The 13,070-nt window shown below is 51.5% G+C and carries 15 protein-coding genes and 1 pseudogene; 7 read left to right on the top strand and 9 right to left on the bottom strand.

Going from position 1 to position 13,070, the window contains the following annotated elements; translation table 11 throughout:
- The first annotated feature begins 11 nt into the window (after positions 1-11).
- A complete protein-coding gene (locus tag HV213_RS33595) occupies positions 12-140 on the top strand; it encodes a hypothetical protein (protein WP_275944288.1) in 129 nt (42 codons plus the stop codon).
- On the opposite strand, the gene HV213_RS16060 is transcribed toward HV213_RS33595, so the two are convergent.
- From HV213_RS16060 to HV213_RS16050, 3 genes are all read right to left on the bottom strand, one after another.
- Positions 132-1,223, bottom strand: coding sequence for an oxidoreductase (locus HV213_RS16060; RefSeq protein ID WP_181482468.1), 1,092 nt, complete (start codon positions 1,221-1,223; stop codon positions 132-134). The two genes, HV213_RS33595 and HV213_RS16060, sit on opposite strands and share 9 nt — an antisense overlap.
- Positions 1,216-1,959: a DeoR/GlpR family DNA-binding transcription regulator gene (locus HV213_RS16055; protein ID WP_181482467.1), complete on the bottom strand. Its 744-nt coding sequence runs from the start codon at positions 1,957-1,959 to the stop codon at positions 1,216-1,218. The genes HV213_RS16060 and HV213_RS16055 overlap by 8 nt, the downstream gene beginning before the upstream one ends.
- Positions 1,960-2,037: 78 nt before the next feature.
- Entirely contained in the window at positions 2,038-3,126 is a 1,089-nt protein-coding gene (locus HV213_RS16050; protein WP_181482466.1) for a YncE family protein, read from the bottom strand.
- 405 nt (positions 3,127-3,531) lie between these two features.
- Between HV213_RS16050 and fhuE the strand changes: the two genes are divergently transcribed.
- Positions 3,532-5,697, top strand: a complete 2,166-nt coding sequence (gene fhuE / locus HV213_RS16045; protein WP_181482465.1) for a ferric-rhodotorulic acid/ferric-coprogen receptor FhuE — start codon at positions 3,532-3,534, stop codon at positions 5,695-5,697.
- Here the strand turns inward: fhuE and HV213_RS33280 are convergent.
- Entirely contained in the window at positions 5,685-6,032 is a 348-nt protein-coding gene (locus HV213_RS33280; RefSeq protein ID WP_228288643.1) for a hypothetical protein, read from the bottom strand. The genes fhuE and HV213_RS33280 overlap by 13 nt on opposite strands.
- Between HV213_RS33280 and HV213_RS16035 the strand changes: the two genes are divergently transcribed.
- Positions 5,926-6,324 carry a fimbrial protein gene (locus tag HV213_RS16035; RefSeq protein ID WP_228288541.1) on the top strand — a complete coding sequence of 133 codons (399 nt, stop codon included), beginning with the start codon at positions 5,926-5,928 and terminating at the stop codon, positions 6,322-6,324. The two genes, HV213_RS33280 and HV213_RS16035, sit on opposite strands and share 107 nt — an antisense overlap.
- 236 nt (positions 6,325-6,560) lie before the next feature.
- On the opposite strand, the pseudogene HV213_RS33275 reads toward HV213_RS16035, so the two are convergent.
- The 3 genes and pseudogenes from HV213_RS33275 to HV213_RS16025 all read right to left on the bottom strand — a co-directional run.
- A pseudogene (locus HV213_RS33275) lies at positions 6,561-6,685 on the bottom strand (hypothetical protein); the annotation flags it as partial.
- A 43-nt stretch (positions 6,686-6,728) separates the two neighbouring features.
- A complete protein-coding gene (locus tag HV213_RS16030; protein WP_181482464.1) occupies positions 6,729-7,148 on the bottom strand; it encodes a DUF3788 domain-containing protein in 420 nt (139 codons plus the stop codon).
- A 175-nt stretch (positions 7,149-7,323) separates the two neighbouring features.
- Positions 7,324-7,605, bottom strand: coding sequence for a hypothetical protein (locus HV213_RS16025; protein WP_181482463.1), 282 nt, complete (start codon positions 7,603-7,605; stop codon positions 7,324-7,326).
- Between the two features lie 213 nt (positions 7,606-7,818).
- On the opposite strand from HV213_RS16025, the gene tnpA reads away from it, so the two are divergent.
- From tnpA to dbpA, 4 genes are all read left to right on the top strand, one after another.
- On the top strand, positions 7,819-8,277 hold the full coding sequence (gene tnpA / locus HV213_RS16020) for an IS200/IS605-like element IS1541B family transposase (RefSeq protein ID WP_141132629.1): 459 nt from the start codon (positions 7,819-7,821) through the stop codon (positions 8,275-8,277).
- 216 nt (positions 8,278-8,493) lie between these two features.
- Positions 8,494-9,477, top strand: a complete 984-nt coding sequence (gene zntB, locus HV213_RS16015; protein ID WP_110273443.1) for a zinc transporter ZntB — start codon at positions 8,494-8,496, stop codon at positions 9,475-9,477.
- A gap of 277 nt (positions 9,478-9,754) precedes the next feature.
- Positions 9,755-9,940 carry a proline-rich small protein YnaL gene (gene ynaL / locus HV213_RS33590; RefSeq protein WP_275944289.1) on the top strand — a complete coding sequence of 62 codons (186 nt, stop codon included), beginning with the start codon at positions 9,755-9,757 and terminating at the stop codon, positions 9,938-9,940.
- A 19-nt stretch (positions 9,941-9,959) separates the two neighbouring features.
- Positions 9,960-11,333 carry an ATP-dependent RNA helicase DbpA gene (gene dbpA / locus HV213_RS16010; RefSeq protein ID WP_181482462.1) on the top strand — a complete coding sequence of 458 codons (1,374 nt, stop codon included), beginning with the start codon at positions 9,960-9,962 and terminating at the stop codon, positions 11,331-11,333.
- A 43-nt stretch (positions 11,334-11,376) separates the two neighbouring features.
- Here the strand turns inward: dbpA and ttcA are convergent, their stop codons facing one another.
- A complete protein-coding gene (gene ttcA / locus HV213_RS16005; RefSeq protein WP_112215673.1) occupies positions 11,377-12,312 on the bottom strand; it encodes a tRNA 2-thiocytidine(32) synthetase TtcA in 936 nt (311 codons plus the stop codon).
- A 323-nt stretch (positions 12,313-12,635) separates the two neighbouring features.
- Positions 12,636-12,926, bottom strand: coding sequence for a Bor family protein (locus HV213_RS16000; RefSeq protein ID WP_181482461.1), 291 nt, complete (start codon positions 12,924-12,926; stop codon positions 12,636-12,638).
- Positions 12,927-13,070: the final 144 nt, after the last annotated feature.

Here is a 13,070-nt window from a genome sequence, read left to right as displayed (position 1 = left end):
GACGGGGCATAATGTCGACACGGCGTGGCGGTTTCCCGGAGGCGCTGCTGCGCACCTGTCCTGGCTACCGGTCCGTGCTGGCTGTGGTTTTTATTGCCTGCCCGGCGATTTCTCTGGTCACAGAACCTGGCTTATTTTAGGCCAGCCAGCTCATCGGCGGTCAGCGCTAAAGTTTGCGTCATTCCGCTCTCGGCAGATTGCACCGCGGCTTCCAGTACTGCCATCACGGCGAGCGCTTCTAATGGTGATACCGGGTTGTTGATTTTCCCGGTCAGCGCATCACGGACGTGAATATAGTACTGGCGCTGGTCGCCCTGCGGTGTACTGATTTCCTGGGTTTGGAGATCGGCATCGTAAACCACCAGACTATCGTCGTCATGACCCCAATCTTCGCTGCCAGGAACCACACCTGCCAGTAATTGACTCTCCTGCTGGTCCGCTTTTTGTTTGACCACGCTGCCTTTATCGCCATGAATGGTAAAGCGCGATACGCCGCCGGCCACCAGCATGCTGCAGTGCAGAATCACTTTATGCTGCGGATAATTCAGCACCACATGCGCCCAATCGTTAATTTGCGCACCATCGCGCAGGATAGCGATATTCCCCTGCACGGATTGCGGCAGGCCAAACAGCTGCAGCGCCTGGTCAATCATATGCGGGCCTAAATCAAACCACAGGCCGCTGCCCGGCACATTCTGCTCGCGCCAGCGAACACGGACTTCCGGGCGGAAGCGGTCGAAATGCGATTCAAAATGTTTAACCTTACCGATAAGTCCCTGCTCAATAACCTGCTTAACGCCGAGATAATCACTGTCCCAGCGGCGGTTATGGAACACCGACAGCACTCGCTGTTTCTCTTGCGCAAGCGCAATCAGCTCGCGGGCTTCCTGCATATCGAGCGTAAACGGTTTGTCTACCACCACGTGCTTGCCAGAGTTTAAGGCCAGCCGGGCGAGCGGGGCATGGGTCGCGTTTGGGGAGGCAATGACCACCAGATCGATATCCGGATGCTGAATCGCCTCTTCAGGTGAGGCAATTACGGTCACATTCGGCAAATCGCGCTTCACTTTTTCTTCATCGCGGGAAGCGACAATCGCCAGATTCAGGCCGTCAACGGATTGGATCAGCGGCGCATGGAAGGTTTTGCTGACAAAACCATAGCCAATCAGGGCGATATTGATGTTCTTAGCGTTATTCATAAGCGTCTCCGCGTCATTAAGCATCAGCGATGTTGAGGTGTATTGAGCCGTTATCCTTCAACTCTTTCCACGGACGGTCGAGAAAGAGCTGATGGATATCGGTGAGTTCAGCGACCAGCCAGGGTTCGCAGTGGTTCAGTTTCATATGGTCGGCGACCAGCCAGTGTTCAGCGCTGGCCGCCAGCATGGCGCGCTTCACCTGGGCATCGGCTTCCTGGCTGGCGCTCAGGCCAAGTTCGGCATGAAGCGCGCAGGCGCCAAGAATGGCGATATCCGCACGATAGCGTTCGAGCAGCGACAGGGTGGCGTGACCGGCGAACAAGCGCTGCTGCATATCCCATTTGCCACCCAGCAGAATAAGCTGAATATCCGGGCGATCGCTGAAGTGCTGGGCAATGTCCAGAGAGTGGGTAATGACCGTCATGGGGCCGGTTACCTGGCTCGCAACGGCCAGTACCGTGCTGCCTGCGTCAAGAAACAGAGTCGATCCGCTGGGGATCTTCTCGGCCACCATTTTGCCCAAGCGCTGTTTGGTATCCGCGAGCAGAGCGTTTCTGCTTTGGCGATTCATCAACGAGAGATTCAGGGCGATAGCGCCGCCGTGATTCTTCTGTGCGAGACCCTGTTTTTCGAGGTCGGTAAGGTCGCGGCGCAGGGTATCCGCAGAAACCTGCAGTTTATCTACCAGCTCGCTGATAGTGACTTCACCCTTTTCGCTAAGAATATCAAGCAGGTATTTTTGCCTGGCCGTTTTATGCATCTTTTAAATTCCGCAAAATACTGCAATATCTCGCATAATACAGTATTTTGCGGCAAAAGAAATCGGATGATGCGGGGGTTAGTTCAGCGCAATGCGCGCCACGCTGTCAGGGCCTTTGGTGGTGTTATCCTCGTTGAAATCCTGCTTGATGGTGACGTAAAGCGTGTTGCCGTCAGGAGAAATCAGCAGGCTGTTCGGATGGCTATCGAAAGACCATGTATTTTTCAGCGCATAGCTGGTGGCGTCGAGCTGTAATACCTTTTTCGACTCGCGCTGGCTGATATAAATTTCATTGCGTTTGGCGTTGAATTTGATCCCCAGCGCATCGCCCTCAAGACGTTTAATCACTTTGCCCGTTCGCTCATCAAACACCAGCGTCGTTTTCGCTTTTGAATCGTCAGTCACGAACAGGCGGCCAGTCGCCGGATCTTCCGCCATGTTGAGGAACAGGTACTCTTTGCCGTCGCCCGGCGTCCAGCGTTTTTCAATTTTATTGGTGGCCGGATTAATCACCAGAATTTCGCCGCCGCCGTTAGCCGCATAGATGCGTTTGGTTAGCGGAGAGTAGATGATTCCGGTCACCCATTTGCCGGCTTTTTCAATCTGGGTTTTCAGGGTCATGGTTTTTGCATCAACCACGGAAATGTAGCCGGGATCGGTCACGCGGCCGATGTAGAGTTGATTGTCGTGAAACAGAACTTCCCGCGCGCCAACGGGATCTCCATCTTTGTCCTTGCCCTCGAACATCAGGCGTTGCAGTACTTTCCCACTATGGGCATCCACTTTTGACACGCCGCCGTCCAGCGAGTTAGTGGTGTAGAAAACCTGACCGTTATCATCGACCGCCATACCAAAGTTTTTGAGATCGGTATGGGTCTCGACCGTGGTGGTCAGCGTTGTCGGGTCAAGTCGGTAGAGCATGCCGCCGTTAACGTCTTTGAACCCCTGAGCGCTGGCAACAAACAGGGCATTTTGCCCGGGTATCAGAGCCAACTCATATAAACCATCCCCCAGTTGACGCTGGACCAGAGGTGATGTGGTTTTCTGGTGGACGGCGGCAGTGGCTGGTGGCGATGTCTCTGCCATGGCATGCAACGTGGTCAGGGTCAATGCCGTAACCAGCGCAGCGGAAAGCGTGGTTTTATGCGGGCTGAACAACGATTTCATTCTGAACTCCATCATTGGGTTTACGTGCTCTAAGGCAGAGCAACGTCGCTAAAACAAGAATGAGAATCATAATCATTTGTTTGGGTTGAGCAAATTGGCTAACGGAGCGGGAGAGGGGAGATCGCTGATTTCTAAGACCCTGGATGGGTATTTTTCAGCGGTAGTGAGTGGGAATGCGGGGTAGGGAGAGGCTAATACATTGATTTAATGCAAGTATACATTTCCTTACAGTTAACTTACAAAACACTATGAGTTTAATAAAACAAATAATTATCATTTCCATTCTCAATTGTTGCTGTTTCACGTTATTTGTGGCGCTAAACCTCATGGAATAGAGGGCTATTTCATCAGCGCTGCCGGCGCAACAGCTGCATTCACAAGAATAATTCCTGATGGAAAAAAGTTATGTTTCTCAATGGCAAGGGAAGTTCAGGGCACGCATCCATAAACAAAATAGTAAAACCGTTTACCGTTTCGCTGCTGGCGTTGGCCGTACACGCGTTTATTCACCCTGCTCAGGCAGCAGAAAATACTCAGCAGAATATGGTGGTGTACGGCAGTACTGAAAATACCGCGGATGACCCGCAGGATTACGCCGCTAAAACCACGCGTGCGGGCACCAAAATGCTGCTGGCACCGCGTGATGTGCCGCAGTCTGTCAGCATCGTTACCCAGCAGCGTATGAAGGATCAAAACCTGCAAACTATCGATGATGTACTGACCAACGCTACCGGTGTGTCATCGCAGGAAATCGACAGCGAACGTTCGTATTACTACTCCCGCGGCTTTGAAATCACCAGTTTCTCCTACGATGATATCCCCACCTCGCTGGGCGATGCGTGGAATTACGGCGATGCGGCGGAAGATACCGCTATTTACGATCGTATTGAAATTGTACGTGGCGCAACCGGGCTGATGACCGGAGCGGGCGATCCCGGCGCGACGGTGAATATGGTGCGCAAAAAAGCCGACAGCAAAACTGTAACCGGCAACGTCAGCGCCAGTTACGGGAGCTGGAACAAGCAGCGCTATGTCGGCGATTTCTCGACACCACTCAACGCCGACGGCAGCGTACGCGGACGGGTGATTGCTGGTTATCAGGATCAGGATAGCTGGCTGGATCGCTATCATAAGACTAAAAAGTTTCTTTACGGCGTCGTGGATGCAGATTTAACGGACAGGACAACGTTGTCGCTGGGCTGGGATTATCAAAAAACCAATACCGGTAATCCAACGTGGGGCGGGCTACCGAGCCTGTATAGCGACGGCTCGCGCACCCATTACGATCGTAGCACCAATACGGCAGCCGACTGGACGCGCTACGCTGTCGAATCGCGCAAGGTGTTTGCCAATCTGACCCACGACTGGGATAACGGCTGGTCATTGCGTTTCAACGGTACTCATGGCGAGCAGACGTTTAACGACACCTTGCTGTACGTGATGGGTAACCCCGATGCGACCACCGGTGAAGGTACCACCGGCTGGGGCAGTAAAGACCGCGGCAAACGGACCCTTGACTCTTTTGATACCTACGCCAGCGGGCCGTTTAATTTATTTGGCCGCCAGCATCAGCTTATGGCCGGGGCCAGCTACAGCCGACAGCACAACGCGAGCTATAGCCAGGATGGGCCGATGGATAGCGACCAGATGGGCATCTTTAATAACAACTGGAACGGCAGCGTCGCTCAGCCGGAATGGGGGGACTGGTATCTTAATGCCGATGATATTGTGCGGCAGAAATCAGCCTATACCGCCGCGCGTTTCTCTCTGGCCGATCCGCTGTCGCTCATTCTTGGCGCTCGCTATACGCAGTACAGCGCTAACGGCAGCAGTGGCGATATGCGCAAATACAACATGACGCCATACGGCGGCATGGTCTACGACATCACGGAAAGCCTGTCGGCCTACGCCAGCTATACGTCAATATTCTCGCCACAAACTAAACGATCCGCTGATGGGGCATGGCTGTCGCCAATCACCGGCAAGAACTACGAAACCGGGCTAAAAGCCGACTGGATGGATAGCCGATTAACCACCAACTTCGCCATTTTCCGCATCGAGCAGGAGAACGCGTCGGAAGCCATCAGCGGGGTCTTTGTCAATGGCTCCAGCGAACAGGCTTATCGCGCGACAAAAGGCGCGGTGAGTAAGGGGGCGGAGTTTGAAGTTAATGGCGCGGTGACGGACAACATGCAAATGACCTTCAGCGCCACTCGCTACGTCGCTACTGATAGCAGCGGCCGCTACAACAGTTTCGCTCCTCAAACACAGCTCAAACTGTTTACCCGCTACCGTGTTCCGGTGCTGCCAAAGCTGACCGTCGGCGGCGGTGCAACCTGGCAAAATCGGGTTTATAAGGATGTGACCGGCCCGGATGGTGAAACGCAGCGTTTGTATCAGGGCAGCTATCCGCTGGTTAACCTGTTTGCGCAATACCAGTTAACGAAGCAACTGACCGTGCAGGCGAACGTTAATAACTTGTTCGATCGTGAATATTACTCGTATCTGGATGATTCGGCGGTTTATGGCGAACCCCGTAACGTTTCAGTGAGTATGAACTACACGTTTTGAAAATTTGCCCAGCCGATACTGACTATCTGCAAAGGTGGGTAACCAGGTTGGGCGTTTAAAAGCGGTTGGGTAAAATAAATCGCTTTCGGCAATAATTGCGTTTGCTGTAAATAAGACAGGCAGGCAATGCGGGAAGGCTCCATCGTTTGCATATAAAGATAGTCAGCAGCCGCAAGCTGATTACTTAAACCAAAAACATAAGGAGCTGATTCCGACTCACAAGTAAATGTGCTCAGTTGCTCTATTTCGAGCCAGGTATTGAATTTTGATCTGGGTTCCGTCAGTGCCGCAGAATTTGGCTCTGCAGCTGGGTTTACACCTTCGCATACGGACACGCAGAGTTTAGGGCTTAACTGCAATCCGGGTGTCAATATTAACGTTGAGCTTAACGGCGTACAAAACCCTGATGCCAGCGTATTGGCATTAACCGGGCAAGGGGGAGATAACGTCGCAGTGCAGCTGCTTTATAATAATGCCCCGATACAGTTAAACAATCGACTGATGTTAAAACAGTCACCAGGCGGACTGGAAAGCTTCCCGATTATGGCGCGCTATTACCAGACTAAATCGCTGGTGAAAGCAGGCGAGGCAAATGCCACGGCAACGCTGGATATGACTTATCAGTAGGAGGAGAAATGATAACTAAGTTTAAATATTTTCTCCCGGGCCTGACATTTATTTCCGCTACAGCTTTCGGGGGCGATTCGGTTGCGTTGAATATCAAAGGTAAGATTGTTGCAGCACCTTGCCAGATCAGCAGCGATAGTATCGCAAGAACCGTCCCGTTGACGGGCGCAGGGTGTTCAGTCCTCATTTCTGTATAGGCCGGGTTCAGCCACAGACTGGGTATTCTTTGATTTTAAATTAGCATGCCCCATTTGGCTTGCTACAAAGTTTGGGTGGGCTCGGCGGTTAATGGCCAGCATGCGTATGTGTGACGCGACTGATAAGCATTGCGATATTTCAGCCCGGCTCGACGCTTTGCCGATTTATTTTTTCATTAGGTTACTGACGCTGAAACCAACTAAGCCTTATGATTGCTTCTTGTTAGGTTTTCTCTTTATTCTCAATAAGTTCATTACTTCATCAAGCAATAAATCGTCTTTCATTTCGACCATCATCCACTTTCCATCATGGTAGGTTGTCGCCGCATTGTAAATGCTCTGAACCGCATCAGAATACTGGCTGTGTGATGCCTCAAACTTAGCTCTTTCATCCTTGCCGAAAATAATCAGAACCCCAAAGCAATTATCGCGTGCATAAAGGGCGCACAGAGTTTTACCACCCCTGCGATATTTGTATTCATAGTCCCATTTATTACCACCATCGTTCCAGAGTTTATCCATTTCATACATGGAATCAATGGCAGAACATACGGCATTCCATGTTTCAAACCGCTCCTTACCTAACAAGCTATGCAATTCTTTTTGTGAGGGGATTTCTTTTTTCATAATTTATTACCTCGGTGATCCTCCATTTTTAACGGAGGCGATAAGTGGAATCAGGCCATGCGTTGTATATAATAATGTAGATATTCCTTGTGCAGACTAACACAAATGTAATAGACGAAAATTCTCAAACGAAAGCCTCGTTTAACCTTTATTTAAGTAATGTATTAAATACGAACTAAGTCGATACCCACAATTTCCGATACCACAGGAACGGATCGTACTGTCCGCCTGTTGCCTCCCGCGCGGCCGAGTAGCCTTCGACAATAATTCCGGAGCGTGGAATGTGCTTCAGTTTCTCCACGCGTACATCGGTGATTTCCAGCTTGCCGGTTTCAATACGGTTGTATGTCTCGATCATTGCTTCATTGGCCTGGTGCTGTTCAAAGTTGGCATTAACGCGCTGTGCGTAACCACGCAGGTTCGCCGCGCTGGGGCAAGCCCTGTATATTTCCATCACGTCGGCGAAATGCCGTCTCCCACAGTATCGCAAAGCACATCCACAACCCGCCGACGGCGGGTTCTTTTTTGTGCACAGAAAACCTCCAGCTAGGCTGGAGGTTCTGTAAAGCTTTCAGCTTTGAGCCAGTTATAAAAACCCCTTTTGATTTGTTAAAACAGTTTGCGGTCTGGCAACTGCAAACGTTCAACAAGAAATCAAAAGGGGGTCCCAATGAGGGACGAAAAGAGCTTAGCGCACACGCGATGGAACTGTAAATATCACATAGTTTTTGCGCCGAAGTACCGAAGAAAGGTGTTCTACGGGGAAAAGCGCAAAGCGATAGGCAGTATCTTAAGAAAGCTGTGCGAATGGAAAAACGTGAATATTTTGGAAGCAGAATGCTGTGTGGATCACATCCATATGCTTTTGGAAATCCCGCCCAAAATGAGTGTGTCGGGCTTTATGGGATACCTGAAGGGAAAGAGCAGCCTGATGCTTTATGAGCAGTTTGGCGATTTGAAGTTCAAATACCGTAACAGGGAATTCTGGTGCCGAGGGTATTACGTTGATACGGTTGGGAAAAATACAGCCAGGATACAAGAATACATAAAGCACCAGTTGGAAGAGGATAAAATGGGTGAGCAACTCTCGATCCCCTATCCGGGCAGCCCGTTTACGGGCCGTAAGTAATCCATAAATGCAAATGTCAGATCGCGATGCGCCTGTTAGGGCGCGGCTGGCAACAGAGCCTTATAGGCGCATATGAAAAACCTCCGGCTATGCCGGAGGATATTTATTTCTCCCCTCCGTTTTACCAGCGAATTCAGCAGCATGCCTTGATTAACTCTTGCGTAACCGTAGTGTAAGGCTAGACTACGGAAATGTGCATGAGTTTACGGAGGTCCAGTGGACGCCATTAAGGGATCGGAACTGAACGTGCCGGATGCCGTTTTTGCATGGGTATTCGACGGGCAGGGCGGCGTTAAACCGCTGGCCGACAGCGACACCATCGATAAAGAGCATCCTTGCTGGCTGCATCTCAATTATACCCATGTTGATAGTGCGGAATGGCTGGCCTCAACGCCGCTGCTGCCCAATAACGTACGTGATGCGCTATCCGGGGAGAGCACTCGTCCCCGGGTTACGCGGATTGGTGATGGGGCGCTGATCACGCTGCGTTGTATCAACGGCAGTACCGATGAGCGGCCAGACCAGCTGGTGGCAATGCGCCTTTATATGGATGAGCGTTTAATCGTCTCGACCCGGCAGCGTAAAGTCCTGGCGCTGGACGATGTGCTTGGCGATTTACGTGAGGGTAATGGTCCGACAGACGGCGGCAGCTGGCTGGTAGACGTTTGCGATGCTCTGACCGATCACGCGAGCGAGTTTATCGAGCAGCTTCACGACCGCATTATCGATCTGGAAGATGACCTCCTGGATCAGCAGGTGCCGCCGCGCGGTTTTCTGGCGCTGTTGCGTAAACAGCTTATCGTCATGCGCCGCTATATGGCACCGCAGCGGGATGTCTATGCAAGGCTTGCCAGCGAACGTCTGCCGTGGCTAACCGATGACCAGCGGCGGCGGATGCAGGATATTGCCGAGCGCCTGGGACGCGGGCTTGATGAGATTGATAGCTGCATTGCTCGCACGGCGATTATGAGCGATGAGATAGCGCAGATTATGCAGGAGTCGCTATCGCGCAGAACCTACACGATGTCGCTGATGGCGATGGTCTTTCTACCCAGCACCTTTTTAACCGGGCTGTTTGGCGTCAACCTCGGCGGTATTCCAGGCAACAGCTGGCATATGGGTTTTTCTATTTTTTGCATAATGTTAGTTGTTCTCATTGGTGGTGTTACATGGTGGTTGCATCGTAGTAAATGGCTGTAAAGAATCGCCTTTTTTCATAATGATGATGGTGAAAACCCGGCAATGTTTGAGCGAAATCAATAAATCACCTACCCATTCAGGGCAATATCTCTCTCGCAGGTGAATGCAACGTCAAGCGATGGGCGTTGCGCTCCATATTGTCTTACTTCCTTTTTTGAATTACTGCATAGCACAATTGATTCGTACGACGCCGACTTTAATGAGTCGGCTTTTTTTTGCGCTCTGTTTGTCAGCTTCTACGCTTAATTGGTGTACCCGCCCATAACCGGGAGTCAATATGCGTTATCAGCCACTGAACTCAATACCTGGCTCACCTGAACCTAACGATCCGGTTCCGGTGCCCGATCCCAGACCGCGACCGCATCCGTTACCTGATCCTCCGCCTGACGATGAACCGATTAAATTGTCGCATCGCAAGCGGAGATCTGCGAGGATACGCGCCAGCAGATTGTCCGCCCTTTAATGTAATGCGAGAAATAATTGTGACCGCTTTTTCTACTCTGAATGTTTTGCCCGCCGCCCAGCTAGATAACCTGAATGAACTGGGATATCTCTCGATGACTCCGGTTCAGGCGGCGGCTTTGCCCGCGATTTTGGCCGGTAAAGATGTGCGCGTGCAGGCGAAAACCGGCAGCGGTAAAACGGCGGCATTTGGCCTCGGATTACTCCAGCACGTTGATGCGTCGCTGTTCCTGACGCAGTCGTTGGTGCTGTGCCCGACGCGTGAACTGGCGGATCAGGTTGCAGGTGAACTGCGCCGTCTGGCACGCTTCCTGCCAAATATTAAAATTTTAACCTTGTGCGGCGGACAGCCTTTTGGCGCGCAGCGTGATTCGCTACAGCATGCGCCGCATATTATCGTTGCCACTCCGGGGCGTTTACTCGATCACCTGCAAAAAGGCACCGTGTCGCTGGATGCCCTGCAAACCCTGGTGATGGATGAGGCAGACCGCATGCTGGATATGGGGTTTAGCGACGCTATTGACGAAGTGATCCGCTTTGCTCCGGCTTCGCGCCAGACGTTGCTGTTTTCTGCCACCTGGCCGCAAGCTATCGCGGCGATTAGCGGTCGTGTGCAGAACAATCCGCAGACCATTGAAATTGATGCCGTTGATGCCATTCCGGCTATCGAACAACAGTTCTTCGAAACTTCGCAACACGGTAAAATCGCGCTGCTGCAAAAGCTACTGAGTCAGCATCAGCCCGCCTCATGCGTGGTGTTCTGTAACACTAAAAAAGATTGTCAGGCTGTTTGCGATTCCCTGAACGCTGCCGGACAAAGTGCATTGTCGCTGCATGGCGATCTTGAACAGCGCGATCGTGACCAGACGCTGGTGCGTTTTGCCAACGGCAGCTCGCGCGTGCTGGTGGCGACAGATGTTGCCGCTCGCGGATTAGATATCAAGTCGCTGGAGCTGGTGGTGAACTACGAACTGGCCTGGGACCCGGAAGTTCACGTGCATCGCATTGGTCGTACTGCCCGTGCCGGTGAAAGTGGCCTGGCAATCAGCCTCTGCGCGCCGGAAGAGGCGCAGCGCGCGAATATTCTCGCGGAAATGCTGCAAATAAAGCTGAACTGGATGAACGGTCCGGCAACTAGCAATATTGTGCCGCTACAGGCGGAAATGGCGACGTTATGTATTGATGGTGGCAAAAAGGCCAAGATGCGCGCGGGCGATGTGTTGGGAGCGTTAACTGGTGATATCGGTCTTGATGGTGCGGACATCGGTAAAATCAACGTCCATCCGGCGCATGTTTACGTTGCCGTTCGTCAGGGCGTGGCGCATAAGGCGTTTAAGCAACTGCAAAACGGTAAAATCAAAGGTAAAGCCTGCCGGGTTCGTCTGCTGAAATAAGCGTTAAAAACGCGTCTCAGGCTGCGGCCTGAGACGCTCGTCATTATTTAACTTCCACCACGTTCAGACGCAGTTCATCTAGCTGTGCTTCGTCTTCTTCCGGTTGCCAGCCCGCAGGCTGCATCGGGATCTCTTCGCGATCGAATGCCAGATCGCCGCCGTCAACCACCGCCGAACCGTGGTTAATCCCTTTAAAGTCGAAAAGGTTGGTATCGCTGAGGTGAGATGGCACCACGTTTTGCATCGCGCTGAACATCGTTTCGATGCGTCCCGGATAGCGTTTATCCCAGTCGCGTAGCATATCACCAATCACCTGACGCTGAAGGTTAGGCTGTGAACCGCACAGGTTACACGGAATGATCGGGAACTCTTTCGCCTGAGAGAAGCGCTCGATATCTTTTTCGCGGCAGTAGGCCAGCGGGCGGATAACGATATGCTTGCCATCATCGCTCATCAGCTTCGGCGGCATGCCTTTCATCTTCCCACCGTAGAACATATTGAGGAACAGCGTTTGTAAGATGTCGTCGCGGTGGTGGCCCAGGGCGATTTTGGTCGCGCCCAGCTCCGTGGCAGTACGATAAAGGATACCGCGGCGCAGACGAGAGCACAGCGAGCAGGTGGTTTTGCCTTCCGGGATTTTTTCTTTAACGATGCCGTAGGTGTTCTCTTCAACAATTTTGTATTCAACACCCAACTGCTCAAGATATTCCGGCAGGATATGCGCTGGGAAGCCCGGCTGTTTTTGATCGAGGTTTACCGCGACCAGCGAGAAGGAAATCGGCGCGCTTCTTTGCAAATTACGCAAGATTTCCAGCATGGTGTAGCTGTCTTTGCCACCGGAAAGGCAGACCATAATACGGTCGCCTTCCTCAATCATATTGAAATCGGCGATTGCCTCACCGACGTTGCGACGCAGGCGCTTTTGCAGCTTGTCGATGTTGTATTTTTCTTTCTTGCTAATTTCTTGATTTTGCAGCATTTAATAGTGGCTCAATTCATAGTGTGGCATACGTACCCTGACAGCGGTTGGCTGAGGATAACGATGAATTCGGTCTAACATCTACTCATTTGCATTTAGGTTGTAGAAAGGCGGTAAGCCAGGGCGGCTTGAGGGCGAAATGAACATCGCCAGCGCGTCTACAACCTGAATGATGATGAGTAAAAAGTGTGGCGTGTATGGTACGGATTAGCGAGGAATATGTCAGCACATTTAAGGCAATTTAATCCGCCGGGAGTAAATATAGAAGGGCTTTGTGGCATAGGTAAAACCGGCAGGCATCAGACGATCCCTGCCGCAGGCGATTATTTAGCGCAATAGACGCGCGCTTCACGCGGGGTATAAATACCCAGAGTCACGAAACCCAGCAGGCCATTAACAAAAGTCTGTTGAACTTCGGTACGGACGACTTTGTCCGCGCCGCCGCACACTTTAGCTGCGTCGATTTGTTTGGCCTGGCCAATTCCGCTAACAAAGAAGTGGTGGGTGGTGACCTGCTGAGGCTGAATGGTAACGCCAGGATTTACCGTAAAGCTCTGCTGGGCGCAGCCAGAAATAGCGGCTGCGGCTAAAACTACCATCATTAACTTTTTCATATCATCCCTATAATTGTTGTATAACAAACCCCCAGTGGGAGAGGGATTTTATACAGCAAAAAGAGAAAGTAACAACTTACTAAATTTAATAGCACGTTAAAAATAGTCATAATATCAGCCGATATATACCCTAAATAATTCGAG

The sequence above is a fragment of the Klebsiella sp. RHBSTW-00484 genome (assembly GCF_013705725.1).
In the GTDB taxonomy this organism is placed as follows: domain Bacteria; phylum Pseudomonadota; class Gammaproteobacteria; order Enterobacterales; family Enterobacteriaceae; genus Klebsiella.
The sequence above is the reverse complement of the archived record's forward strand: the minus strand, read 5'-3'. Positions and strand labels throughout refer to the sequence as shown.